The 25,125-nt window shown below is 62.9% G+C and carries 23 protein-coding genes and 3 pseudogenes; 17 read left to right on the top strand and 9 right to left on the bottom strand.

Annotation, left to right across the window (positions count from 1 at the left end; genetic code table 11):
* Positions 1-369 precede the first annotated feature (369 nt).
* From XH84_RS32525 to XH84_RS32510, 3 genes and pseudogenes are all read left to right on the top strand, one after another.
* Positions 370-728: pseudogene (locus tag XH84_RS32525) on the top strand (hypothetical protein).
* A gap of 158 nt (positions 729-886) precedes the next feature.
* Positions 887-1,342, top strand: coding sequence for a hypothetical protein (locus XH84_RS32520; RefSeq protein WP_245471930.1), 456 nt, complete (start codon positions 887-889; stop codon positions 1,340-1,342).
* A gap of 799 nt (positions 1,343-2,141) precedes the next feature.
* Entirely contained in the window at positions 2,142-2,684 is a 543-nt protein-coding gene (locus tag XH84_RS32510; RefSeq protein WP_347338723.1) for a hypothetical protein, read from the top strand.
* 121 nt (positions 2,685-2,805) lie between these two features.
* Here the strand turns inward: XH84_RS32510 and XH84_RS32505 are convergent, their stop codons facing one another.
* From XH84_RS32505 to XH84_RS32495, 3 genes are all read right to left on the bottom strand, one after another.
* Positions 2,806-4,335, bottom strand: coding sequence for an FAD-dependent monooxygenase (locus XH84_RS32505; RefSeq protein WP_128917884.1), 1,530 nt, complete (start codon positions 4,333-4,335; stop codon positions 2,806-2,808).
* Positions 4,336-4,570: 235 nt separating this feature from the next.
* Complete coding sequence (locus tag XH84_RS32500; protein WP_128917883.1) at positions 4,571-4,915, bottom strand: response regulator; 345 nt, start codon at positions 4,913-4,915, stop codon at positions 4,571-4,573.
* A 61-nt stretch (positions 4,916-4,976) separates the two neighbouring features.
* Positions 4,977-5,177, bottom strand: a complete 201-nt coding sequence (locus XH84_RS32495) for a hypothetical protein (protein WP_128917882.1) — start codon at positions 5,175-5,177, stop codon at positions 4,977-4,979.
* Positions 5,178-5,695: 518 nt separating this feature from the next.
* Between XH84_RS32495 and XH84_RS41960 the strand changes: the two are divergent.
* The 6 genes and pseudogenes from XH84_RS41960 to XH84_RS32470 all read left to right on the top strand — a co-directional run.
* Positions 5,696-5,894 (top strand): annotated as a pseudogene (locus tag XH84_RS41960) (hypothetical protein); the annotation flags it as partial.
* Positions 5,891-6,190: a hypothetical protein gene (locus XH84_RS32490; RefSeq protein ID WP_128917881.1), complete on the top strand. Its 300-nt coding sequence runs from the start codon at positions 5,891-5,893 to the stop codon at positions 6,188-6,190. The pseudogene XH84_RS41960 and the gene XH84_RS32490, both read left to right, overlap by 4 nt.
* A 57-nt stretch (positions 6,191-6,247) precedes the next feature.
* Positions 6,248-6,659, top strand: a pseudogene (locus XH84_RS32485) (GNAT family N-acetyltransferase).
* Between the two features lie 232 nt (positions 6,660-6,891).
* Positions 6,892-8,157: a CaiB/BaiF CoA transferase family protein gene (locus tag XH84_RS32480; protein ID WP_164936052.1), complete on the top strand. Its 1,266-nt coding sequence runs from the start codon at positions 6,892-6,894 to the stop codon at positions 8,155-8,157.
* Between the two features lie 136 nt (positions 8,158-8,293).
* The gene (locus XH84_RS32475) at positions 8,294-9,499 is read left to right on the top strand and encodes an acyl-CoA dehydrogenase family protein (RefSeq protein WP_245471928.1); all 1,206 of its coding nucleotides are present in this window, start codon (positions 8,294-8,296) and stop codon (positions 9,497-9,499) included.
* Between the two features lie 9 nt (positions 9,500-9,508).
* On the top strand, positions 9,509-10,072 hold the full coding sequence (locus tag XH84_RS32470; RefSeq protein WP_128917878.1) for a flavin reductase family protein: 564 nt from the start codon (positions 9,509-9,511) through the stop codon (positions 10,070-10,072).
* A 25-nt stretch (positions 10,073-10,097) separates the two neighbouring features.
* Here XH84_RS32470 and XH84_RS32465 read toward each other — a convergent pair whose 3' ends face one another.
* On the bottom strand, positions 10,098-11,006 hold the full coding sequence (locus tag XH84_RS32465; protein WP_164936051.1) for an NAD(P)-dependent oxidoreductase: 909 nt from the start codon (positions 11,004-11,006) through the stop codon (positions 10,098-10,100).
* A gap of 166 nt (positions 11,007-11,172) precedes the next feature.
* On the opposite strand from XH84_RS32465, the gene XH84_RS32460 reads away from it, so the two are divergent.
* The 6 genes from XH84_RS32460 to XH84_RS32435 all read left to right on the top strand — a co-directional run bounded on the left by XH84_RS32460 (position 11,173) and on the right by XH84_RS32435 (position 17,485).
* Complete coding sequence (locus XH84_RS32460) at positions 11,173-12,156, top strand: ABC transporter substrate-binding protein (RefSeq protein ID WP_164936050.1); 984 nt, start codon at positions 11,173-11,175, stop codon at positions 12,154-12,156.
* Positions 12,157-12,234: 78 nt separating this feature from the next.
* Complete coding sequence (gene ilvD / locus XH84_RS32455) at positions 12,235-13,929, top strand: dihydroxy-acid dehydratase (protein ID WP_128917876.1); 1,695 nt, start codon at positions 12,235-12,237, stop codon at positions 13,927-13,929.
* A gap of 82 nt (positions 13,930-14,011) precedes the next feature.
* The gene (locus XH84_RS32450; RefSeq protein WP_128917875.1) at positions 14,012-14,857 is read left to right on the top strand and encodes an ABC transporter ATP-binding protein; all 846 of its coding nucleotides are present in this window, start codon (positions 14,012-14,014) and stop codon (positions 14,855-14,857) included.
* On the top strand, positions 14,854-15,639 hold the full coding sequence (locus XH84_RS32445) for an ABC transporter permease (protein ID WP_128917874.1): 786 nt from the start codon (positions 14,854-14,856) through the stop codon (positions 15,637-15,639). The genes XH84_RS32450 and XH84_RS32445 overlap by 4 nt, the downstream gene beginning before the upstream one ends.
* Positions 15,639-16,403 (top strand): ABC transporter permease, encoded by a 765-nt coding sequence (locus tag XH84_RS32440; protein WP_164936049.1) that lies wholly within the window; start codon positions 15,639-15,641, stop codon positions 16,401-16,403. The genes XH84_RS32445 and XH84_RS32440 overlap by 1 nt, the downstream gene beginning before the upstream one ends.
* A gap of 35 nt (positions 16,404-16,438) precedes the next feature.
* A complete protein-coding gene (locus tag XH84_RS32435) occupies positions 16,439-17,485 on the top strand; it encodes a 2,5-dihydroxypyridine 5,6-dioxygenase NicX family protein (RefSeq protein WP_128917872.1) in 1,047 nt (348 codons plus the stop codon).
* Here the strand turns inward: XH84_RS32435 and XH84_RS32430 are convergent.
* Genes XH84_RS32430 through XH84_RS32410 form a run of 5 tightly spaced genes read right to left on the bottom strand, consistent with a single transcriptional unit; the run spans position 17,482 to position 23,192 of the window.
* Positions 17,482-18,474, bottom strand: coding sequence for a 3-hydroxybutyryl-CoA dehydrogenase (locus tag XH84_RS32430; protein ID WP_128917871.1), 993 nt, complete (start codon positions 18,472-18,474; stop codon positions 17,482-17,484). The two genes, XH84_RS32435 and XH84_RS32430, sit on opposite strands and share 4 nt — an antisense overlap.
* Before the next feature lie 3 nt (positions 18,475-18,477).
* Positions 18,478-19,566, bottom strand: coding sequence for an NAD/NADP-dependent octopine/nopaline dehydrogenase family protein (locus XH84_RS32425; RefSeq protein WP_128917870.1), 1,089 nt, complete (start codon positions 19,564-19,566; stop codon positions 18,478-18,480).
* Positions 19,563-21,089: a class I adenylate-forming enzyme family protein gene (locus XH84_RS32420; RefSeq protein ID WP_128917869.1), complete on the bottom strand. Its 1,527-nt coding sequence runs from the start codon at positions 21,087-21,089 to the stop codon at positions 19,563-19,565. The genes XH84_RS32425 and XH84_RS32420 overlap by 4 nt, the downstream gene beginning before the upstream one ends.
* 2 nt (positions 21,090-21,091) lie before the next feature.
* Positions 21,092-22,381, bottom strand: coding sequence for an acyl-CoA dehydrogenase family protein (locus tag XH84_RS32415; protein WP_128917868.1), 1,290 nt, complete (start codon positions 22,379-22,381; stop codon positions 21,092-21,094).
* Between the two features lie 13 nt (positions 22,382-22,394).
* A complete protein-coding gene (locus XH84_RS32410) occupies positions 22,395-23,192 on the bottom strand; it encodes an alpha/beta fold hydrolase (protein WP_245471927.1) in 798 nt (265 codons plus the stop codon).
* A 215-nt stretch (positions 23,193-23,407) separates the two neighbouring features.
* On the opposite strand from XH84_RS32410, the gene XH84_RS32405 reads away from it, so the two are divergent.
* A complete protein-coding gene (locus XH84_RS32405; RefSeq protein ID WP_128917866.1) occupies positions 23,408-24,169 on the top strand; it encodes an SDR family NAD(P)-dependent oxidoreductase in 762 nt (253 codons plus the stop codon).
* Positions 24,170-24,199: 30 nt separating this feature from the next.
* The gene (locus XH84_RS32400) at positions 24,200-25,036 is read left to right on the top strand and encodes an enoyl-CoA hydratase family protein (RefSeq protein WP_128917865.1); all 837 of its coding nucleotides are present in this window, start codon (positions 24,200-24,202) and stop codon (positions 25,034-25,036) included.
* Positions 25,037-25,125: the final 89 nt, after the last annotated feature.

The following is a 25,125-nucleotide window of genomic DNA, read 5'->3' as shown; positions in this document are numbered from 1 at the left end:
GGACGTTCATCTGGTCTCTCCTTGGAACACTGAAGCTTCGCAACCTCAGCTTCCTCGGTTCAGACCAGATGGACAACCTCCTGACAGACCACATCTAGCGCGTGAATTGTCAACGGCTCGTCCCGAATTGCGTGGCAAAGGCTACAAGGTGCTGGTCACCGATGAAGACGGCGAGCGTATCCACGAAGCCCCGTTAGACTAATCGGAGCACCGCCAAGAATCTTCTCAACTCAGGAACTGCAGCAATCGCCGTGGATTTGAGTCGTTGCTAGCTCGCCGCCGAGCTGGCGGAGCGGCCCCGGCCATACCCCAAGCCCCCCTGCATGCCGGGGCCGTCTCTCCGCCAGCGCGCAGTTTCGGAGTAAGCGTATGCGTTCATCGCCCTCGGTCGTCCCGACCGATCGCCTCGACCGGGACATCTATCTGGTGCTTAAAGATTTCGGCGCACGCGCCGGCTGCGCCTGGCGCGAGACCGACGAACAGGACACGGACCGCGATACGATCATTCGCGATCTGCTCTCAGGCCAATACACTTATCCGGTGCGGATCGTCGCCTTCAATGCGATCGAGGGTACGCTCGCGATGCGACCAACGAGATTGCAGATGAGTTGGCAGAGGCTGCCGCCAGGGACGCAGAGATCACGCCGGCCTTGCAGGCCTTCGTCGAAGCCAACGCGACGCGACCTTTTGGACTTCAACTGGCGTTACCGCTGCGCGGAGCGGCCTAGCTCTTATCACGACCGGCGAAGTCGTTTGACACGTCGGGCAAAACACCGGCGGAATAGCATCATCGAGACGAGTTTGTTTTGCACCCGCGCCGGATTTTCCGCCGCAGGTTTTTTGCGTCCCGATCCATTGTGATTGAATTTACAGAGAGAGATTGCAGATGAATGAGATCGTCCTATCGAAGAACAAACGCTCCGAAGTGGCATTTGCGAGGGAGGCTGCTCGCAGGACTTTGAAGGGGCGGACCATGACGGAAATCAAGTCCCTCGCGCGGACGCAGACCTTGCAGGCCGTGAACACGCTGGTGCAAATCATGCGGGACAAGAAGGCCCCGGCGTATGCGCGCGTCTGCGCGGCGAATTCGCTTCTCGATCGCGGCTGGGGCAAGTCGTTGCAGCGCATTGCAAGCGAGGACGGCACGCCGCTTGAGTTCCTTCACCGCATCGAGCGGGTCATCGTCCATCCCGGAGACCCAGTGAACGATCCAGTGATTGACGCCACTATTGAGGAATCCGTGCGGCGGGTGCCGCTCAGTGTTCTCGGAAGTGTCGGCGCGACAAACGATTTCGACGTCTCTCACGAAGACGTCTGGCTGCAATCGCAGGAGCAGGCATGAGCGAAATACTTCAGAAGCTGCTCCAAGCGCGGGCTGAGCCGAGTCCCGAAGCGAAATGGCCGCAATGGATCGTCGACGTGATTGCGTACAGGCCGGAGAGCCCAGCTCCGGTGGTGGGCTCGCCAACAAAGGCGGTCCCACTGGAAGCCGACGAGCGACGCAACATTCGGGTGCTGAGCCGCGTCTCGAGCAAATGAAGTTTAAGAAGCCCGCGGGCAACCGCGGGCTTTCTTCTGGCGGTAAAGAGGTGCGCCAGGTCCCGTACTCATAAGGGTCGAGCGGACATCTTCCGAGCAGCCGGAGCATGACTGCTTGTGCCCTCAGCCGACTTGGGTGTTGTCCCGATTTGCTCTGAATGCTAGATTTTATCGACATCATTCCAGTTAGGATTGATGGGGCGGGTGGGTAATCAGGCTTACGGACTGCCACCTGCCATTGGAAATTGGAATACTGTAGCCATAGGCCCCGCCTCCGGACGCATTCCAAAGTCGGCTGGGAGTGTTCATTTTATTTCATTCTCTCCGTTCTTCCCATTGACTCGGAGGCGGGCTTTTTCTGTCTAACGCGTTAGAAAAAGCCATTCGCCATGTCTCTTTTCAGAAGCCAAGCCTGCTGCGCGGCAGGTAATGACCATTCAAGCGCAACGCGAGTTTACTTCTACGTTTTCGCCTTCATACTCTGGGCAGCCTGCGTTATTGCCTTCGCGAGCACCGCGTCGGCGCAATGCTCAGCCCGGGATGTCTTGCACAACCAGCTGCAGCTTAAGACGCGTTCGACCCCAGCGCCCCAACAGCCCATCATGTCCGCTCGCGACGTTGCGACATGGAAAGCGATTACAATAGGTACTTTCGCCGACTCTCTTAAGCTGCGCAACGAGCTCGATAGTAGGGGCTGCAGCGTTGGCAGTCAGGCCGCTGAAATCCTTGCTCGGCCCGCGTTCAAGATTAGCTCTCAAAGAACAAACGTGGAGCTTGTCAATATCTCGCCGGCCCAGCTTGGGTTTACGTCCGATACCGTGGCCCTGGCAAACGTTTACGCACGTGCCCAGCAGCTTGGTTTTGAACTTGCTGCGGCCGAAGTCGGCCCCCAATTGCGTATCCAATATTTCGACCAGCCCATCGGCGAATTTCTCATCGTCGGCATGGAATCGATCAAGACATGGAGCGGCGAGCCGATTATTCTGAATGTTGCAAATGGCGGCGCCGGCTTGATTCTCATCAGCCAAGATGGTCGAGCTGAGGCGGATATCCCGGTGCAATCTCGCTTCATCTTCGTCCGACCGCCTCAACCAGCAGCTAGCAGGGAATTTATTGAAACAATCGCAGCGTTTCTGCCGCTGTGAGCGAATTAACGTGTTAGCGTCGAATGCCAAGTCGTGGCCCATCGGGCGATCTTCGATGTCCGCTGTCGAGGGACGAGCGGAGATCCGGAGCACCTAGAGTAAGTGATTCAGGAGTACAGCCCTACGCCGCCGCGGGCCCGAACCACCGCGTCAGCGCCTCCTCGAGCCCGTGCTGGCCCTCGTCTCCCACCCAGGCCACGTGCCCGTCGGGCCGCATCAGCACGGCGCCGGGCGTGGCGACCCGCCCGAGGACCGGAAGCTCCCACACGCCGTCGTAATCGCCGTCGACGACATCGATGCGATCCGCCCACGGGGCCACGTCGACGCCGCCGCGCTGGCCGAAATTGAGCAGCATGCCGCGCGCGCCGTGTAGCAGCGTGAACAGGTTCAGCTTCCGTCCTTCGACGGTCAGGTCGAGATCGGGCATGCGCCGGCCGAGCAGCACGTGGCCTTCGCCGAGATCGTAGGCGATGTCGAGCCCGCTCATCATCGCGCCGAAGCGCCGGCGCGGTTCGTCCATGGCGAGCAGCTCGGCGATCGCCTCGCGCGCGGCCTTGCGGCCGTCGTCGCCGCGGCGGAGCAGGGCGATCTGCGCCATGGTGTTCTTCAGCACGCGCGCGGCCACCGGATGACGCTCATCGTGGTAGCTGTCGAGCAGGCTGTCCGGTGAGACGCCCTTGACCACCTGTGCCAGCTTCCAGCCGAGATTGACGGCGTCCTGCACACCGAGGTTGAGGCCCTGTCCACCGACGGAGTGATGGATATGCGCGGCATCGCCGGCGAGCAGCACGCGGCCCTTGCGATAGGATGCAGCCTGCCGCGCCGCATCGGTGAAGCGGGAGATCCACGCCGCGTTTTGTAGTCCGAAGTCGGTGCCGTACACGGCGACGAGCGCGTCGCTGAGATCGCGCAAACTCGGCTGGCTGGTAGCCGCGAGGGTTGCTTCCGTCACCACGGCCAGCACACGTCCGCTCTCGCTTCTGCTGAGGCCGTGAAAGCCGAGCGCATCGTGACGCAGGCCGAATTCCGGCGCCTCGCGCATCTCGACCTCGGCCATGAGGTTGCTGAGCGTTGGTGAGGAGCCGGGGAAGTCGATGCCGGTGGCCTTGCGCACCAGGCTGCGGCCGCCGTCGCAGCCGACCAGATATTTTGCGCGCAAGCGCTCGCCGCCGGACAGCGTCACCTCGACGCCGGTCTCGTGCTGCGCAAAGCCCGTGACCTCGCGCCTCCGATAGATCGGGACGGCGAGCTGTTCGACCCAATCGGCCAGGATGCGCTCGATGCGGGTCTGCCGCAGCTTGAGCCCGTAAGGGTGCCGGGTGGGGAGATCGCTGATGTCGAGCCTGGTCCAGGCAAAGCCGGCGAGCTGGAGGATCTCTCCTTCGCGCAGGAAGCGGCCCGCGATGCCGCGCTGATCGAGGATCTCGAGGGTGCGGGCGTGCAAGCCGCCGGCGCGGGTCTCGACAATCGTTTGATCGGGACGCCGCTCGACGATTGCGACGTCGACATCGGCGAGCGCGAGCTCGGCGGCTAGCATCAGCCCGGTTGGGCCGCCGCCGGCGATCACGACGGCGTGGTCGGTCGGCGTTTCCATCGCGTCGGTGCCCTGGGCGCTGTGGCGTGAACGGGACGGCGGAAGCAGGACGGGCACGTTGACCCCTTCGGCTGGTTGCTTTGGATGTTCGTTGGGGCGGGGGGTCTACGGCGGGGCGGGGACTTGAAGCAAGCCCGTTGCGCACCACATATTGAGTTGGGAGGAGGATCTCCTTCGTCCGCGTTCGCCGCGTTGACTCGTCGGGCAAAACACCGGCATATTGGCATCATCGAAAGAGTTGAGTTCAGCCCGCGCGGGAGCCATCCGTTGCGGGTTTTGTTTTGGCCGACGCTCAGCAAACGCCCGTGGTTCGCTGCATGACGTCGGCGAGTTCCTCGAACGAGAACGGTTTCCTTATCATCGGCAGGCCGCCGCGCCGGGGCTCGCGACCGGACAATTGCAGCACTTTCAACTCCGGACGGTTTCGCTTTGCCAGCTCGGCCAATTCATGGCCGTCCATGCCGGGCATGTTGATGTCGGTGATGAGGATGGAGATCTCCAGGTTTTGCCTGAGCCGGTCGAGCGCCTCCGGTCCGTTTTGGGCTGAGATCACCTCGTAGCCGAGATCTTCCAGCATGCCGATGATCACGTCGAGGACGGCGGGCTCGTCATCAACGACCAGGACAGTGTGGTTCATCGCGCGAACGTTCCTTCTGAAAGGCATCAACGCGGCACTCGTCGGGGTGGTTCCGGCGGGCCTAATCGTCCTTCGACAAATCGCCGGGCTCGCCAGGAAGGTCGATCGTGCCGCCTTCGCCGCGCGCGAGATCGCGACCGCCGTCGGCGCTCTCGCCGGGCTCTTCGACGATCGCCCCTCGCCTGTCGCGCGCCTTGTCGCTGCGCGGTCTGGCTCCGGACAGGTTTCGCGATCTCTGCTGTGATGTCGTCTTGGGTGTCATCGGGCGATCCTCCCGATCGGCTAACTTTCGCCGAGCCGGTAAGTTCGTTTGACTCGTCGGGCAAAACACAGGCAAAATGGCATCATCGAAAGAAGTTTGGTTCAGCCCGCGCGGAGAATTCTGCGGCGGGCTTTTTCATTTTCGAGATGGGTTTTGACACGTCGGGCAAAACACCGGCATGATGACATCATCGAGACGAGTTTGTTGACCCGCGCGGACATCATCCGCTGCGGGTTTTTTCGTCTCGATTTCAGAATCGGACGGTGGCCGCGCATCCGGCCACGCACTCGACGTAACGTTCATGGAGCGTCCGATCGGCGCGCCGCCGTCCGAACCATTGCAGGCCGTGCACGCGCGAACGTGCCGGCTCGCGGCGCTGGGCCGATTGCCCGCGCCGCTGCGGTCTCCGGAATATACGGAGATAGGGGTCGCGCCCGAAACGATCGCGCTTCGCTTGACGCGATCTGCCGCGCATTTTCTTCGCATGGAGAGAAGATGACCACCTATCCGATATCGCTCGCGCTTACGAGCCGGACAAGCTGATGGGATATTGCGTGACGCTGTATTTCGCGAAGCTCCTGGTCTGGGACAAGGTCCTCGGTTTGGGTTCTACCGACGCCCTGGCGGGATTTTGCGGCGATTATGGCCAATCTCGTGGTCTCCTTCTACTTTGCCAAACGCCGCTTCGAAAACGTTGCAAGGATCATCAAGCGGTGAAGATGGCGGACGACGAAATCAAGGCCATCGTTGCCGAGACGCTGGTCGAGCAGCACAGACTCCATCAGGAGAGCATCGATGCGATCGTCTCGAAGGTGGTGGCGTCGGTGCTGGCTTCTCTTGGAATCGAAGATGACGATCGGAAGGAGCTCAGAGTAGACTTCCAGCATCTGCGGCGCTGGCGGAAAAGCGTCGAACAGGCGCAGAGTTATACGTTCAAGGCCGTGATCACGGTGGTCGCAACCGGCTTGATGGGGGCGGTCTGGCTGGGCGTCAAGGTCGCGCTGGGCAAGTGAGGCTCCCCGACGTCGCCGTGCGACGGAGCGAATTCGTCCCTCGTCGATGGATACGTCATGTACAGAATTCGTATTGTCGATGCGTCTGATGATGACGTTGCCGACACCTTGGCCGATCTTCACCAACTGACGTTTTTCGATGCTGCGGCAATGCCTCAGTTCGACCTTGGAGCGTGGTGGCTGGCCTATCGCGGTAATGACGCAGTCGCCTTTGCCGGTGTCATGCCGTCGACGCTTGTCCGAAATAGCGGCTACTTCTCCAGGGTCGGAGTTTTGCGGCGGCATTGGGGGCACGGCCTTCAGGTGAGGCTGATGCGAGCGATCGAGGCGAGGGGACGCCGCATTGGATGGGACAGTGTGTTTCGGATGCAACGGACAAAATTTCATCCAAGCAGGCTATCGGCTCTATGAGCCGGAGATCCCCTGGGCCTGGTCGCATACGCTTTACTGGCGAAAGCGGCTGCGCTGACTGGGTGGGGTGCGTTTCCCGTGGTGCGGAACGTGGCCTGCAATGGCTCATAAGAGGTGCGGCGCAGCCTGTGTGCGCATAGCGAGAAGCTCGGCAGCCTGATGGCTGCCGGGCTTCTTTTGCGTTTACGGGCGATGCAAGCGGGACACTTGCGAAGTTGGCGGCGCCGGGCTTTAAGTTTGCTATTGCAGGAAATTCGGCGGCCATAAGCCGATGTAAGGGAGCGCCCTCGATGCCCACCAAACCTCAATTGCCGGAACGCTCGTCGCGAGGGACGGGAGGGCTGACTGCGCTCGATGGTCTCTTGGTCATCGATTTTACGCGTGTCGTTGCCGGCCCGGCCTGCACCCAGACGCTCGCCGATTTTGGCGCACACGTCATCAAGATCGAGAATCCCGACGGCGGCGACGACACGCGGGCCTATGAGCATGCCGAGATCGGCGGCGAGAGCGCCGCCTTTCTCAGCCTGAACCGCAACAAGCGCGGCATTGCGCTTGACCTTTCCGTACCTGAGGCCCGCGAGATCGCGCTGGACCTGATCCGCAAGGCGGATGTGGTCGTGGAAAATTTCTCAAGCGGGGTCATGAAGAAGTTCGGGCTCGACTATGAGGCAGTCGCGCCGCTCAATCCACGGTTGGTCTATTGCTCGATCTCGGCCTACGGACGCTCGGGACCGTTCGCCTCGCGCCCCGGCTTCGATCCCATCACGCAGGCGGAAAGCGGCTTCATGTCGCTCAATGGATTTGCCGACGGTCCGGCGGTTCGTACCGGCCCACCCATCGTGGACATGGCGACGGGGATGTCGGCCTGTAATGCCATCCTGATGGCGCTGCTCGCGCGGGACCGGCTCGGCCGCGGGCAGCATGTCGAAGTCGCTTTGTTCGACGTCGCGATGGGGATGACCGGCTTCTACGGCATGGCCTATCTCATCAACGGCGAAAATCCCGGCCGGTTCGGCAATTCGCCGAGCGGCTCCCCCACCGTCGGCGTCTATGAAGCCTCAGACGGGCCGCTCTACATGGCCTGCGCCAACGACCGGCTCTATCGCCGGCTCGTGGTCGAAGTGTTCAACCGGCCAGATCTCATCACCGATCCGCAGTTTGCGACGCGCAAGACCCGTTCCGAGAACAAGGAGCTCTTGCGCGCAGCCATTGCGGAGGTTTTTGCCAGCGATACCCTGGAGAACTGGATGGCGAAGATGAAGCAGGCCAAAATTCCGGTTGGCTATCTCCGGACCGTGGAGGAGGGGTTCAACGCGCCTGAAGCTCGCGAGCGCCAGCGCCTGAACCGGATTCCGCACCCGACCGCGGAATGGGTGCCCAACATCGAGCCGCCGATTACCATGAGCTTGACTGGCACGGTCGATCCCGTTGCTGCCCCGCTGTTAGGGGAGCATACCCAGGACGTCTTACGTAATATTCTCGGTTATGACGCGCGTCGGATCACGGAAGTCACCCAGAAGGGAGTTTTTGGGGCGAGCAAGCCTTCCACGGGCTAGGCCCGCGCGATCAGTCCCCGGCGTCGGGACCGCCGGCTTTAAAGCAAGGCCGGCGGCGTTGGCTTGATTTGGCGAAGGGGTGGCCGCATAAATACGTGAAGTGAGGGACAGAATGGCGCCTGGTCGAAAGCCGAGCATGGGTCAGCCCACCGGGTCGGAAGCCGGCGAACGCGCCTATGCGGCGATGATCGCGAGGGCTCAGGCCCTCGTGCCGCGGCTACGCGAGCGGGCGGCGCGAACGGAGGAGTTGCGGCATCTCCCGCCGGAGACCGAAAGGGATCTCCACGATGCCGGCCTGTTCCGAATGCTGCAACCGGCACGGATTGGCGGCGCCGAGCTCGATTATGTCGCGCTCGTCGACTGCGCCGAGTTGCTCGGACAAGCGGATGCGTCGGTCGCCTGGAATCTCGCCAATCTGGCGAGCCATCACTGGATGCTCGGCATGTTCGAGCCGAAGGCGCAGGATCTGGTCTGGAGCCGTGATCCGGACGTGCTGATCGCATCCTCGTTCATTTTTCCCGCCGGACGCGCGACGAAAGTCGAGGGCGGATACCAGCTGCGCGGCAGCTGGCCATTCTCCTCCGGCGTTGCCTCGTGTGAATGGAACATGCTGGCAAGCGTTGTGTACTCCGAAGACGAGGCGGACGGCATCGAGTATCGCATCTTTCTGCTGCCGAAGGGCGACTACAACGTGCTCGATACCTGGAATGTCGCAGGGCTGCGCGGGACGGGGTCGTGCGACGTGGAGGTCAGGGATGCCTTCGTGGCTGACCACATGACGATTGCCGTTGGCGACCTCTCAGGCGGCCCGGCACCGGGAAGCAAGGTCAATCCGAATCCGCTGTATGCGCTGCCCGTGTTCTCACTGTTTCCATACGTCCTCTCCGGCGTCGCGTTGGGGAATGCGCAGGCGTGCCTCGACGACTACACGGAGGTCGCGCGTCATCGCATTTCGACCTATAACCGTGCCAAATTGAGCGACTTTCAGAGCACCCAGATCAAGATCGCGGAGGCTTCGGCGAAGATCGATGCCGCACGCCTGATCATGCGATCGGCGTGCCTCGATGCCATGGAGGAGGCGCGGCGCGGTCACATCCCTGATATGGCGACCAAGACCCGATATCGGCGCGATGGATCTTTTTCAGTGAACCTATGTACGGACGCGGTCTCGATGCTGTTTGCCGCCAGCGGCGCGCGCGGCCTGTTCACGAGCGGTGTGTTGCAGCGGCAGTTCCGCGATGCTCACGCCATCAACTCGCATCTCGCGTTCAACTTCGATGCGGCCGGAACCAATTATGGACGCGTGGCGCTGGGCCTTCCGTCCGAAAATCTCACGCTGTGAGGCCGGCTGATGAATGATCTGCCGCAGCAGGCGGCCGGACCCGATCCAGCCAATGAGTTCGCGAGCGACAGCTCGTCGATCGATCCTCGAGACTTTCGCAACGCGCTCGGGACCTATGCGACGGGCGTGACGATCATCACGGCCGCGGCGCCTGACGGCAAGCCCTACGGGTTGACATGCAATTCGTTCGCCTCGGTCTCGCTGAATCCGCCGCTGGTGCTGTGGAGCCTCGTCGTTTATTCCTCGAGCTTGACCATCTTTCAGAACGCCAGCCATTTCACCGTGAACGTGCTTGGCGCTTCGCAGCAGGCGCTCGCAAGCAAATTCGCGAAATCCTCGGACGACAAGTTCACCGGCGTGGACTGGACGCCGGGCCTCGGCCAAGCGCCGGTGCTTGCCGAGAGCGTCGCGAACTTTCAATGCCGTTCGGTGAATCGCTATTATGGCGGCGACCACGTGATCTTTCTCGGCGCGGTCGAGGCCTATACCTACAACACCACCGAGCCGCTGCTGTTCGCGCGAGGGGCGTTTGGCCGGTTTCTCTCGGACGACGAGCGCAGCAAGTCACCTTAGCATGCGTCGGGCCGCGCTCGACAGCTTAGCGGTCTGCTGCTGAAAGCTTGTAAATCTCCAGCGCGTCCGCTTCGGCGCCGCGCGCGGCCTTGGCCAACCTGAACAATTGTCCTGCAAGCGAGGCCATCGGCACTGGCGTCGACGTCGCCTGTGCGACGTCGGCGACCGTATCGAGATCCTTGAGCATCGTGGCAATGTGACCAAGCGGTGGTGAGTGAATGCCTTGCACCATCCGCGGCACGAAAAGCTGAAGCGGAATGGAGTCCGCAAAACCGCCGGCGAGCGCTACAGGCAGACGATTGGCATCGATTCCGGCGTTGACGGCGAGGCGCGTGGCTTCGGCCAGCACGGCCATCGCACAACCGACGATCACCTGATTGCACAGCTTCGTGGTCTGGCCGGCGCCGGTCGGGCCCATGTGGGTGAACCTGCGCGCCATGGCCAGCACGTAAGGCCGGACTCGCTCGATATCGTCCGCTTCTCCGCCGGCCATGATCGCAAGCGTGCCTTCCTCGGCGCCCTTCGTCCCGCCGGACACCGGTGCATCGATCCAGCCAGCACCATTGGTGTCTTTCAGCCGCTTTGCGAGGTCGCGTGCAGCGTCGGGGTGTATTGACGAAAAGTCGACGACAAGCTTGCCTGCGCCGGGCGCCGCTGCCAGCCCCTCGGGCCCGAAGATCACCTCCTCGGCGGCCGTCGCATCCGTCACGCACATGAAGGCGATATCGGAGTTCACCAGGAGATCGCGGGGTGTGACTGCACGCTTGGCACCGCCTTCGACAAGCGGAGCCATTTTGCCCTCCGACCGGTTCCAGACAGTGACCGGATAGCCGGCCTTGAGCAGACGACGCGTCATCGGCGTTCCCATCAGGCCAAGGCCGAGATAGCCGAGCCTCTCGGCGCCTTGCGGGTTTGCCTTGCTCGCATCAGCCATAGGTTGCCTCCCTCTGTCGCAGCGCGAAGCCGCTTTACCATACATTGCGTATCGGACGGCAAAACCGCCTGGTTCGCATGGCTTGCCTGAATGTTTGAACCATGAAACATTTGAGGCGGTCGGGGTGGGTGGCGCCGGTCGGCGCTGGAGCAGCGGAGTGGGCACGATGCGAACCGTTTCAAAGTGGATCCTGGCTTTTGGGACGGCGGCGGCCGTGAGCGCAGGGGCAACCTCATCATGGGCGCAGCAGACGATCCGCGTCGGCTGGACGATCCCAGCCGAGGAGTCCAAGTATTGGATGATGCGCCGCCCGGCTGAATTTCCCAATATCGGCAAGGCCTACAACATCGAATGGACCCAATTCCAGGGCACTGCGCCGATGACGCAGGCCCTCGCGGCTGGCGCGCTGGACTGCGCGACGCAGGCGCCTCTGTCGCTTGCGAATGGCGTCGTCGGCGGCAATCTCAAAGCCTACATCGTGGCGCAGCACGTGTTCGAGAAGCCCGGCGGTTTCTCGGTCTATTGGGCCGTCAAGGATGGCTCGCCCATCAAGACGATCGCCGACCTCAAGGGCAAGACCGTCGGCATTTCCGTGATCGGCGGCGGTACCCAAGGTCCGTTCAATCTGCTCCTGAAGCAGAATGGTGTCGATCCGACCAAGGATATCAAGCTGGTCGAAGTCGGTTTTGCGGTCTCCGAGGACGCGCTGCGCCAGGGCCGCGTCGATGCGGTCAACATGAACCAGCCGTTCGCCGCGCGCGCGGAGGCGAAGGGCGGCACAAGGAAGCTCTTCTCACTGTCCGAGGCCATGCCGAACATCGTGCACATCCTGGAAGCCTGCCGCGCCGATTTCGTCGACAAGAACCCTGAAGTGGTCAAGGCCTATGTCCGCGACATCACCTCGGGCATGAAGAAGGCGCTGGCCAACCGCGAGGAAACCCTCAAGGTCGTCAATGAAGTGCTGAAGGCGCCCATCCCGGTGCTCGAGACCTACCTGCTCAAGGACAACGATTTCGGCCGTGATCCAGGGGCGGCGCCGAACTTCCCGGCGATCCAGAAGATGCTCGACATCTACGCCGAGACCGGAATGCTGCCGAAACTGGATGTTGCGCAGTTCAAGCATCCGTCGATCGTCGCTCCGCTCCAGTAGGCAATCGAGCGAACGATCCGGACGAGGATCTAGCCGCGTCCCGGAGGATCAGGGATGAGGCACAATGAAGATGCACGCATGAAGAAGCTGCGATCACGAGTGACGACAGACGGCCTCGACCGGGCCCCGCATCGCGCCTTCATGCGTGCCATGGGTCTCGACGACGCTGCGATTACCAAGCCGATGGTGGGCGTCGTCAGCATGAAGGGCGAGCAGACGCCCTGCAACATGACCCACGACTTCCAGGTGGCTGCGGCGAAAACCGGCATCGAGGAGGCCGGCGGCACGCCGCGCGAATTCTCGACCGTTTCGGTGTCCGACGGCATCAGCATGAACCACGAGGGCATGAAGTTCTCGCTGTTCTCGCGCGAGCTGATCGCCGACTCGATCGAGGCCGTCGTCCATGGTCTGGCCTACGACGCGTTGATCGGATACGGCGGATGCGACAAGACGCTTCCGGGCGTGATGATGGGTATGGTTCGCTGCAACGTGCCGTCTATCTTCATTTATGGCGGCAGCGCGCTCCCGGGCCGCGTGGACGGGCGGACGCTGACGGTGCTCGACTCCTATGAGGCCGTCGGCAGCTTCATGACAGGCGAGATCGACGGCGCTACGCTGGAGCGGATCGAGCGTGCCTGCCTGCCGACGATTGGTGCGTGCGCCGGCCAGTTCACCGCGAACACCATGGGCATGGTCTCGGAGGCGATGGGACTGACCATTCCCAACGTCTCGATGGTGCCGGGTATCTATGCCGAGCGTGCGCAAATCTCGCGCCGCGCTGGACGCCTGATCATGGAGATGCTGGAACGCGGCGGGCCGTTGCCGCGCGACATCGTGACGCGAAAGTCCCTCGAGAACGGCGCGGCGATCGTTGCGGCGACGGGAGGCTCGACCAACGCCGCGCTGCATCTGCCGGCGATCGCAAACGAGGCCGGCATTGCATTCACGATCGATGACGTCGGTGAGGTCTTTGCAAGGACGCCGTTGATTGGAAATCTGCGGCCGGGCGGCAAATACACGGCAAAGGATGTCTACGATATCGGCGGCGCCGCCGTGGTGATCCGTGAGCTGATCCAGAGCGGGTATATCGATGGCAGCTGTCTATCCATCACCGGCCGCACGCTTGCCGGAGAATATGGCGCTGCCAACGCACCCGATGGAGAGGTCGTGCATGCGGCACGTGCGCCGATCATGCCTGACGGCGGCGTGGCGGTGCTGAAGGGTAACCTCTGTCCTGACGGTGCGGTTATCAAGGTTGCAGGTTTGAAGACTCAGTTTTTCGAAGGCGTGGCGCGCGTGTTCGAGGATGAGGAAGCCTGCGTCAAAGCGGTTCGGGATCGCACTTACGCGGCGGGCGAGGTTCTCGTGATCCGCAATGAGGGGCCGGTGGGCGGTCCCGGCATGCGAGAGATGCTCGGCGTCACTGCGCTGATCTACGGGCAGGGCATGGGCGAAAAGGTGGCGCTGATCACCGACGGCCGATTCTCCGGCGCCACTCGGGGCATGTGCATCGGCTACGTGGCTCCCGAAGCATTTGTCGGCGGCCCGCTGGCGCTCGTTCGGAACGGTGACAGGATCCGGATCGATGCCGCAAACCGGCGGATGGATGTGCTGCTCGATGAGCAGGAACTCTCCGCGCGGCGCCGCGATTGGAAGCAGCGTCCGCCGCGCCACCGTGCAGGCGCGCTCGCAAAATATGCGCGACTGGTTGGGCAGGCGCCGGGCGGAGCTGTGACACACGAAGGTCCGGCGGAATGGCCGTGGTTCGAATGACCTATCGCATCGGTGCGAAAACATTCGCCTGTCTGGCAGGCTTCTTGCTAAGCCCGTGCCTCACGGTGAGGCGAGCGACGGGATGACGGCAGTGCCTGCGAGATCGAGCGAATGGGTGAGACCGGTGACATCAAAAGATCCGGCTTCCAAAATCATCGAGATCGACCGCGTCTCGCAGGTCTTTCAGACCTCGACGCGCAGGGATCATGTGGCGCTTTCAGATATCTCGCTAACGATCGAGGAGAGAGCATTCGTCTCTATCCTTGGCCCCTCCGGCTGCGGCAAGTCGACCCTGCTTTATATCGTCGGCGGCTTTGTCAGCCCGACCAGCGGTGCGGCGAAGATGAAGGGACAGGCGATCACGGGGCCCGGTCCGGATCGTGGTCCTGTATTTCAGGAATTCGCGTTGTTTCCCTGGAAGACCGTGCTCGGCAATGTGATGTACGGCCCGCGTCAGCAAGGCGTTCGCGCTACTGAGGCTGAAGCGCAGAGCCGGGCGTTGATCGAGATGGTCGGCCTCAAGGGCTTTGAGAATTTCTATCCCAAGGAGCTGTCAGGCGGCATGAAGCAGCGCGTGGCGCTGGCGCGGACGCTTGCCTACCATCCCGAAGTCCTGCTGATGGACGAGCCGTTTGGGGCGCTCGACGCGCACACAAGGACACGCCTGCAGAACGATCTGTTGAACATCTGGGAGCGCGATCGCAAGACGGTGCTGTTCGTCACCCATTCGGTCGACGAAGCCGTCTTTCTGTCCGACAAGGTCGTGATGATGTCGAAATCTCCCGGTCGCATCCGTGAGGTCATCGACATCGATCTGCCGCGGCCGCGCCGCCGCAACGAGCTGTTGCTCGACCCGCGCTATCAGAAGTATGTCGTCGATATCGAGCGCATGTTCGATGAGAGCGACGAATCCGGAGCTGCCTTATGATGTCGCCGGCCGCCTTGACCAGACGCGCCGCTCCGGTGCTGGCCTGTATCGGGTTATTGGCGGTGTGGCAGGTTGCCTCGCTCGCGCTGAAAAACGACAGCTTCCCGACGGCCATCGAGGCGATCCGCGCCATTCCGGATATTCTCGGCGACAAGGAATCCCTCATCAACATCCTGGCTTCGCTTCGTCGCATGGCGCTCGGGTTTGGTGTGGCGGTACTGGTCTCGATTCCGCTGGGCCTGCTGATGGGGCGCAGCCGGGGCGTCGCGGCTTTCTTCAATCCGCTCCTGATGGTGATCTATCCCGTGCCGAAGGCCGCCTTGATGCCGATCATCATGTTATGGCTGGGCGTTGGCGACATCACGAAGACATTGGTGATTTTCCTCGGTGTCAGCCTTCCCGTGATCTATCATAGCTTCGAGGGTGCCAAGGCCGTCGAAGAGAAGATGCTGTGGTCAGGTGCCGCGATGGGGCTGTCGCCGACCCATCGCCTGGTGCGGATCGTGCTGCCGGCGGCGCTGCCGGAAATCCTGACCGGATGCCGCACGGGATTGGTGCTGGCGCTGATCACGATGATCACGAGTGAGATGATTGCCCGGCAGGCCGGCGCCGGCAACATCCTGTTCAATGCACTCGACATGGGCCAATACGACACCGTCTTTGCGATGATCATCGTCGTGGGCGCGATGGGAATCTGCCTCGATGCCATTTTTGAAAGGGTTCGGGCCAGGCTCGTGCGCTGGTCCGAGCCGCAGTTCGATATGCCGCTGAGTTTCTCGTGATGTCGCGCCTTCTGTCCCCGAACGTCCTTCTTGGAATTGCCCCGATCGTCCTGATCATCGCCCTGTGGCAGGGCCTGGTGTCGTTCGGCTTTGCGCCCGCGGTCCTGCTGCCGCCGCCGGGCTTTGTCTTCAGTCGGCTGCTGCAGCAACTCGTGACGTGGACGTTCGAGCAGGAGATCGCGGCGACTCTCATTCGGCTGTTCGCCGGGTTCGCGATCGCGGTCGTGCTCGGCGTCAGTATCGGCATTGCGGCCGCCGCAAGTCCCGCGATCAACGCCGTGGTCCGGCCGATCGTCCGCGTCTTGGCTCCGCTGCCTAAAGTTGCGCTCTATCCGGCACTCCTGCTCTTGCTCGGATTCGGTCACGGATCGAAGATCACATTGGTGGCTGCGGACGCGCTCTTTCCCATTCTGCTCTCGACCTATTACGGCGCATCGACCGTCGAGCAGAAACTGATCTGGTCAGCTATGGCGGCGGGAACGCCGCGCACCGAAATCCTGTTCAAGGTCGTGCTGCCGGCGGCGATGCCGTCGATCCTGACCGGATGCCGGATTGGACTTGTCATTTCCTGCATCGTGGTGTTTTTGGCCGAGATGATCACGTCGACGGACGGATTGGGGCACGCGCTTGTCACCGCGGCGCGAACGTTTCAGGCCGTCGATATGTTCGTGCCGCTGATCACGATCTCGCTGCTGGGGTTGATCCTGAACGCCCTGCTGGGCGCCCTGCGGTCGTACCTCTTGCGCGGCTTTCCAGAAGCGTGATCTGGACGAAGAATAAACAAGACCGGGAGTGACCCATGCTGGCTGATCGCATCGAGGCAAAATGGATCGACGCATTTTGCGAGATTTTCGAACGATGCGCCGTCAAGGCTGGCGACACCGCCGCAATTCTCTCGGAGACCCAGTCGCGCGCGCTGAATGTGCATCTGGCGGAACTGGCGCTGCTGCGCATGGGCGCGAGGCCGTTTCACGTGGTGATGCCGACGCCGCGTAACCGGCATATCGTTCCGGTTCGATCGACAGGGGCGAGCGAGGCGATCCAGAAGCTTGGCCCGGTCATCAGCGCGCTTCAGCAGGCCGGCTTTGTGGTGGATTGCACCATCGAGGGCCTGATGCACGCGGTGGAGACGCCGGAGATCCTCAAGGCCGGCGCGCGCATCCTGGTGATCTCCAACGAGCATCCCGAGGCCTTGGAGCGGATGGTGCCGGATTCCGCGCTCGAGAAGCGCGTTCGGGCGGCGGCGAAGATGCTGCGGGGAACCAAGCGGATGCGGGTGACCTCGAAGGCCGGCACGGCGCTCGACGTCGATATGGTCGGCGCGTCCACGGTCGGTGTGTGGGGCTGGACCGACAAGCCCGGCACGCTCGCGCATTGGCCTGGTGGCATCGTCGTCAGCTTCCCCAAGAGCGGGACCATCAACGGCACGCTGGTGATGGCGCCGGGCGACATCAATCTCACATTTAAGCGCTATTTGACGTCGGCTGTGAAGATGACGCTGAAGGATGACTATGTCGTCGAACTGGAAGGCGAGGGCACGGATGCCGCGATGATGCGCACCTATCTCGCGGCCTGGGGCGACCGCGAGGCTTATGCGGTCTCGCATGTCGGTTTCGGGATGAATCCCGGTGCGCGTTATGAGGCGCTCTCGATGTACGACCAGCGCGACACCAACGGCACGGAGATTCGGGCGGTCTCGGGTAATTTCCTGTTCTCGACCGGCGCGAACGAATTCGCGGGACGCTACACGGCGGGGCATTTCGACCTGCCGATGATGGGAACGACGATCGAGCTCGATGGCGTTGCCGTAGTCCGGGAGGGCGTGCTTCAGGACGTCTTCGGCTAGTCGCGATCGAGCACCGGCGGGCGCGCAAGTCCGAAGTGACGGAGCAGGTCGACCATGGCCTGCAGCCGCTTCACGCGATAAGCATCGACATCCATCCCGGAGTAATCCATGAAGCCTGCGCCCGTGCGCAGGCCGATCCGGCCTTCATGCATGTTGCGCGAAATGACGTCCGGCGCGCGATAGCGGTCGCTGCCGAGCGCACCTTCGAGATACCGGCTGGCGTAGTAGAGGATGTCGCCACCGCCCCAGTCGATGAATTCGAGCAGCCCGAGCACGGCGTAGCGGAAGCCGAAGCCGTAGCGAATCGCCTTGTCGATCTCTTCGGCGCTGGCGACGCCTTCCTCGACCATGCGTGCGGCCTCGTTCATTGCCAGTGCCTGGATGCGGGGAACGATGAAGCCCGGCGTCGCCGCGCAGACAACCGGCACCTTGCCGATGCCTTCGAGCAGCGCCTTGACCTCGTCGACAATGGCGGGGTCGGTGGCTTTCCCGGGCGAAACCTCGACAAGTGGAATGAGATAGGCCGGGTTGAGCCAATGCACGTTGAGGAAGCGTCGCGGGTTCACGATCGCGCCCGAGAGGTCGTCGACCAGGATGGTCGATGTCGTCGATGCGATGATCGTGTCAGGGCCGACCTGCTTTGAAGCTTGCCCCAGCACCTCGCGCTTGAGCTCGACGACTTCAGGGACGCCCTCGAAGACCATGCCGGCTTCCGCCAACGCGGCGCCGCTTTGGCTTGCCGGCACCACCGAGACCCGCGCGATCAGCGGATCAACGTCGGCCTCGGTCAGCAGCCCGAGCTTCGACAGGCTGGCGAACGTCTTCCCGACTTCGCCGAGCGCGTCGGCCTCCAGCTTGGTGAACGCCTCCGCGGAGCGCGCCTTGACGTCGATCATCGTGACCCGGTGCCCCGCATAGGCGAACGCGACGGCGATGCCGCGCCCCATGCGGCCAGCCCCGAGACAGGCGATGTCGGCGCGATTGGTCATCGATCAAAATCCATTGCGAAGCAGCGTCTGCAATTCGGCCTTTTTGAGATTGTCGAGCCCCAGCGTCTTGAGCGTCCGGCCACCTTGCGCAAAATCCTCGCCGCAGATCGCGCCGCCGATCGACAGGAACGCGTTGGCCAATGGGGTGGCCACGCCAGCCAGGCCAGCGACGGACACCAGCAGCGACAACCCCAGCCGCAGATCCTCTCGCATGTACCGATGCTCCGTCAGCACGATCCGCTCGCGCCAGTCACCGGAATCGGTCAGCCGGTCATGCGAGCCGCGGCCGTACATCCATATCTCGCCTTCCTTCGCGTAGTGATGAGCCAGCGGAAAATGCGGCGCGCCATAGCCGAGCGCTTCGCGCACCGCGATCCGTTCGGCGTCGAGTGCGTCGGTCACCCGCCGGATCGCGGCTTGCGTGCCTTCCTTGTGGATATCCCACCTTTCGAAATGCTCGATCGGGCCTGCGTTCATCACGATCAACGGCGGATGGATGATCGGGCCTGCGTTCATCAGTGCGCCTGACAGCGCGTCTCCGCACGGCTCGATGGCATCGGGGAAAGCCCGTCCGATCACGTCGAGTGCGTGCGGTGCCTGGTCGAGCGGGAACACGCCGACCGGAAGCCGTTTGGCGCGAATGGTGATCGCGACCTCGAACGGTCCGTGCTTGCGGGTCAGCCACGGCAGCGTGCCGGTTTCGGCAAAGCTTGCCTTGGCGTGGTTGCCGGCATCCCGCGCAGCCTGGGCGAAGATCATCGAGCCGAATGTCGCCGGCGGCAAGAAGACGACCTGGCCGTCCCGCAGATGCGGAGCGAGCAGGCCGGCGATATCTGCTTGCGCAAAGGCAGGAGCCGGACACAGGATCAACTCCGTGCCGTCGACGGCCTCCGCGATATCGGTCGTGACCAGCGCGAGCTTCACGTCGTGGCGGCCGTTATGGTCCTTCACGACAATCCGCGAGCCGGCGTCACGATGGGCCGCCACCTGGTCTGCATCGCGGCGCCAGAGCCGGACCTGGTGCCCCGACAGCGCAAAATCGCCTGCGGCCGCGAAAGAGCCGTTTCCCCCACCCAGAATCGCAATCTTCAAGATGCTTCTCCTTGCGCGCGGGACTGCGCATCGAGCTGCTTCAGCAGGAAATGCTGGACCTTGCCCAACGCCGTGCGCGGCAGGTCGGTGACGAAGACAATGTCGCGCGGCACCTTGTAGCGAGCGAGTTGTGCCTGAATATGCATTCTGAGTTCATCCGCTTCGAGCCGGGAGCCGGATCTGCGGATCACATAAGCGACGGGGACCTCGTCCCAGCGCGGGTCGGGCCGGCCGATCACGGCGCATTCGCTGACATCGGGATGTTCGAGCAGGACGCGCTCGACCTCGGCCGGGTAGACGTTCTCGCCCCCTGAAATGATCAGGTTCTTCTTGCGGTCGCGGACCCAGAAATAGCCGTCGGGGTCGCACAGGCCGATATCGCTGGTGCGATACCAGCCGTCGTGCAACGCCTCGCGCGTTGCGGCCTCGTTGCCCCAATATTCGAAGAACACGTTGGGTCCGCGCACCGCGATTTCGCCCGGTGTGCCCGCTGGCACCTCGCCGCCGGAGAGATCGACCACCTTCGCTTCGCAGCACAGGCCGGCAAGACCGGTCGATCCCGCACGCGACAGGTCGCCGCCAAGCCGCGTGTAGATAGCGATGGGGCAGGTCTCGGTCGAGCCGTAGACCTGAAGCACCGGAACGCCGCGCGCGACGAAGCGCTCGATCAGGTGCGGCGGCACGATGGTCGAGCCGGTGGCGACGGCCTTGAGTGACGAAAGATCGGCTTCCGTCCAGGCGGGATGCTCGCTCACCGCCTGGATGATCGCAGGCACCATCACCGTGAGGGTCGGCCGTTCCTGTTCGATGGCCGCAAGCGCGGTATCCGGCGCAAAGCGCGAGTGAACGGTGACGGTCGCGCCCAGTTGCAAAGCCGGCGTCGTCTGGATGTTGAGGCCGCCGACGTGGAAGAATGGCAGCACGGTCAGCACATGGTCATCGGACGTCATGTTGTGCATGTGCTGGCTCATGACGCCATTCCAGAACAGTGCCTCCTGGCGCAGCACGGCGCCTTTTGGCCGTCCCGTCGTTCCTGAGGTGTAGACGATGAGCAGCGGGCAGGAGAGGTCCGTGTGCGGGTTGCGTCCGCCGCCGCCGCCGCAATCCAACAGTCCTTCGAATGTCCTGCCGCGAGGTGGTGCGAAGTCGAGGCCAACGACGGCTGTCCCGGGCGCAAGCTCGGCGAGAACTCCCTCGAATGCTCGTTCGAGCAACAGCACCTTGGCGCCCGCATCGGCGAGGATGAAGTGCTGCTCGGCGACCGCCAGCCGCCAGTTCAGCGGCACCAGCATCGCACCCAGCCGCGCAGATGCATAGAGCAGAACCAGATAGTCCGGTCGGTTCAGGCTCAGGATCGCGACGCGGTCGCCGCGGCCGACGCCGAGTTCCTGCTTCAATGCCGTGGCGGTCCGTTCGATGCGTGCGGCGAACGCCGCATAGCTCAGCCGCTCGCCTTCGAAGGCAATGGCTGTCTTGTCTGGCGCGAACGCCGCGTTGCGATCGATCAGACTGCAGAGGTCCACCGTCAGTCGTCCGTCTCGCCGGCCTCGTACAACGCCTCGCGCCCGATGCGGTCGAGGCAGAGTTCGGCCGTCCAGGGCAGCATCAGCGAGCCGCAGCGGCTGTCGCGATAGATCCGCTCCAGCGGCAGCGAGCGAAGCATGGCCTGGCCGCCGCAGGTGCGTATCGCGAGCGCGGCGAGCTCATTGGCACCTTCCATCACCGAATATTGCGCAGCATAGGCCCGCAGCACCTGCTCCTTGGTCGGATTGGCGCAGGCTTCGGTCACGGCCTGGAACCAGATCGCCTTGATCTGTTCGAGCTTGATCTGCATCTGGGCGACCGCGATCTGCTTCGTCGTGTACATGCGGCGCTTGACAGGCGGCATGCCCGGCACCTCGCCGCGCAGATAACGCAAGGTGAAGTCGTAGGCGGCTTGTGCGAGGCCCATATAGGTCGGCGACAACGTCAGGAACATGTGTGGCCAGCGCATCGCGGCCTGGAAGTAGACGCCGCGCGGCATCAGCGCAGAGTCGTCCGGGACGAACACGTCCTTGAACAGAAGCGTGCGCGACACCGTTCCGCGCATGCCGAGCGGGTCCCAGTCACCGACGACCGAGACACCTTCCGATTTGGCTGATATTGCGAGGTAGAGCGTGTTGCGGCGAGATGCCTTCTCGCCCTCTTCGATCTCAGTGCAGAGCACGCCGTAATAGTCGGCGTGGCCGGAGAGCGACGCAAAGATCTTCTTGCCGTTGACGATCCAGCCGCCCTTGACCGGCTTTGCTTCCGTGCCGAAGGCGACGCCGCCGGCGGCCGCAGCGCCGCCTTCCGAGAACGGTTGCGAGTAGATCGCACCGTTTTCGACGATCCGCTTGTAGTGGATCGCGCGCCGCCGTTCGTGCTCGGCGCGGGTCGCAGAATCCATGTCGAGATCGTCCGCGAGGGGGCCCGACCACAGGGTCGAGCAGACATGCATGTTCCAGGTCAGCGCGGTCGCGCCGCAATAGCGGCCGATCTCGGCGGCTGCCAAGGCGTAGGTCTGGTAGTTCGCGCCGAGCCCGCCGTGTTTCTTGGGAACGGCAATGCCGAGCAGACCGACGCGATGCAGGTCGCGATAATTCTCGGTCGGGAAGATCGCCTCGCGATCGTAGGTGGCGGCGCGATCGGCAAATACGGTCTGCCCGATCTCCCTTGCGCGGGTGATGATGCCGGCCTGCTCGTCGCTCAGGCGGAATGCGATGGGATCGAAGATCGGGGCGTCCAGCGCGACTTTGCCGGTGGCGCCAATCGTCTTGTTGACTTGCATGGTCATCGCGCAGTTACCCTTACGCTTTGGTCGTAACGGAATTCAGGAAGCGGCCGAGCGCCTCGTCGAAGGCATCGGGACGTTCGAGGTTGGCGAGATGGCCGACGCCGGCGAGCTCGACATATTCAGCGCCTGGGATGTAGGTCGCCGTCTTCGCCATCATCGGCGCCGGCGCATTATTGTCCTTGGATCCCGACAGCAGCAGTGTCGGGACGGGAATATTGCCAAGCGTGCTGCGCTGATCGAACCCGATCAGGGCCAGCATCATGGCGCGATAACTTGCCTCGGGCACGCTTGCCATGCACTCGCGCGCTAGCTCCATTCCCTTTGGATCCGGATCGTCGCCGACGAGCTCCTTCACCAGCGAAGGCGCCAGCGAGGTCATCGTCTCGCCGCGATCGAGCGGGCCGAGCCGCGCCGCAATGAACGATTTCTGCCAGTCGCCATCGGCCTTGCCGAAGGCTGGGCTAGTCTGCGCCAGCACGATTGCGCGGGCCAGCTTCGGGAACTGTACCAACCATTTCTGGACGATCATGCCGCCGATCGAGTGACCGACGAGAATGGGTCTGGTTGCACCGAGTTGCTCGATGAATTGCTGGAGTGCCTCCGCCAGGGCAGTGATGCTGACGCTGGCGAGCGGCGCCGAGCCGCCATAGCCCGGCATGTCCCACGCGATTGCGTGGAAGCGTTCGCCGAATGTGGCAAGTTGCCGTCGCCAAGCGCGTGCCGCACCGCCGATGCCATGCAGGAAGATCAGAGGTATCGCGCCGGGATCGCCCGCGGCTTCGTAGGCGAAGCGACCGTCCTTTGTTATCATTGGCGCAGGCTGCGACACGCGACATCCTTTTGCTTGGCCCTTCGATGCTAACAGGCCTGTGAGGGATGGAAAGCGATAATTTTATACTTAAAGCAATTTTCGGGCCGGTCGCTCATGGTGCGATATCCGCGGACGGCGATCGCCGCTTTCATTGCAAAAGCTTGAAGGTTAAAATATATCGGAGGCACGTTCCGCAGATCTGAGGGAGCTAGCGCATGTCCGGATTGCCGCATTCGCCGCACGCGCTGGTGACCGGTGGCGGTCGCGGGATCGGCCGCGCCATCGCGGCGGCTCTCGTCGGCGCCGGCGCCACCGTGACGATCGTCGGCCGGAATGCCGCGGTCCTCGACGAGGCAGTCAAGGCGGGCGCTGCGCATTTTGCGGTTGTCGCCGACGTCGCGAACGAGATCGCTCTGAAAGCTGCCATTGGCGAGGCCCACGCGCGCAAGCCGATCGATATCCTGATCGCGAATGCGGGCAGCGCCGAATCTTCGCCATTCGCGAAATCGGACAGTGCCCTGTTCGCGCGCATGATGGACATCAATTTCATGGGCGTAGTCCATGCCATCCACGGCGTGCTGCCGGGCATGAAGGATCGCCCCTATGGCCGCATCGTCGTGATTGCGTCGACGGCGGGGCTCAAGGGCTATGCCTATGTCAGCGCATATGCTGCGGCGAAGCATGCCGCGGTCGGTCTCGTTCGTTCACTTGCCCTCGAGCTGGCCGGCGGCAATGTGACCGTGAATGCGGTTTGCCCGGGGTTCACCGATACTGACCTAGTGGCCGGCAGCATCGACAACATCATGAAGAAGACGGGACGAAGCCGCGAGCAGGCGATCGCCGAGCTTGCCAAGCACAATCCGCAGGGACGGCTGATCGCGCCTCAAGAGGTCGCGGACGCGGTGCTTTGGCTATGCGGGCAGGGCGCGAGTGCGATCACCGGACAGGCGATCTCAGTCGCAGGCGGCGAAATCTAGCGGCGCGGAACAAACACCTAAGGAGATCGCATGAGCAGACCAGCCAATCCCGTCACCTTGCCGCTCGCTGATTACTCGCCCCAGCACTTCCTTTTGGCTGTGGTCGACGGCGTTGCGATGGTCACGCTCAATCGGCCCGAACGAAAGAATCCGCTGACGTTCGAAAGCTATCGGGAACTCACCGATTTCTTCCGCGCCTGCGCGTTCGACGACGCAGTCAAGTCCATCGTCGTCACCGGTGCCGGCGGCAATTTCTCGTCCGGTGGCGATGTGTTCGAGATCATCGGCCCGCTGGTGAAGATGGACACCAAGGGGCTGACTGCCTTCACGCGGATGACCGGCGATCTGGTCAAGGCGATGCGGGCCTGCCCGCAGCCGATCGTGGCCGCCGTCGAGGGCATCTGCGCCGGGGCGGGGGCGATCGTCGCCATGGCCTCGGACATGCGCCTCGCGGCGAGCGGGGCCAAGGTGGCGTTCCTGTTCAACAAGGTGGGCCTTGCCGGCTGCGACATGGGGGCCTGCGCAATCCTGCCGCGGATCATCGGGCAGTCCCGCGCCTCCGAGCTGCTCTATACCGGCCGGTTCATGACTGCGGAGGAGGGCGAGCGCTGGGGCTTCTTTAGCCGCATCGTCACTGACGAGCAGGTGCTGCCTCAGGCGCAGGTCCTGGCCAAGCAGATCGCGGAAGGGCCGACCTTTGCCAACACCATGACCAAGCGGATGCTGGCAATGGAATGGGCAATGTCGGTGGAAGAGGCGATCGAGGCGGAAGCTGTTGCCCAGGCGCTGTGCATGACCACGGCCGATTTCGAGCGCGCTTTCGAGGCGTTCGCCAACAAGGTCAAGCCGGTCTTCCGCGGCGACTAGGTGTGGTCTGTCAGGAGGTTGTCCATCTGGTCTGAACCGAGGAAGCTGAGGTTGCGAAGCTTCAGTGTTCCAAGGAGAGACCAGATGAA

The organism is Bradyrhizobium nanningense (assembly GCF_004114535.1).
Lineage (GTDB): Bacteria > Pseudomonadota > Alphaproteobacteria > Rhizobiales > Xanthobacteraceae > Bradyrhizobium > Bradyrhizobium nanningense.
Note: the sequence above shows the minus strand (reverse complement) of the source record. Positions and strands in the feature narration are given on the sequence as shown.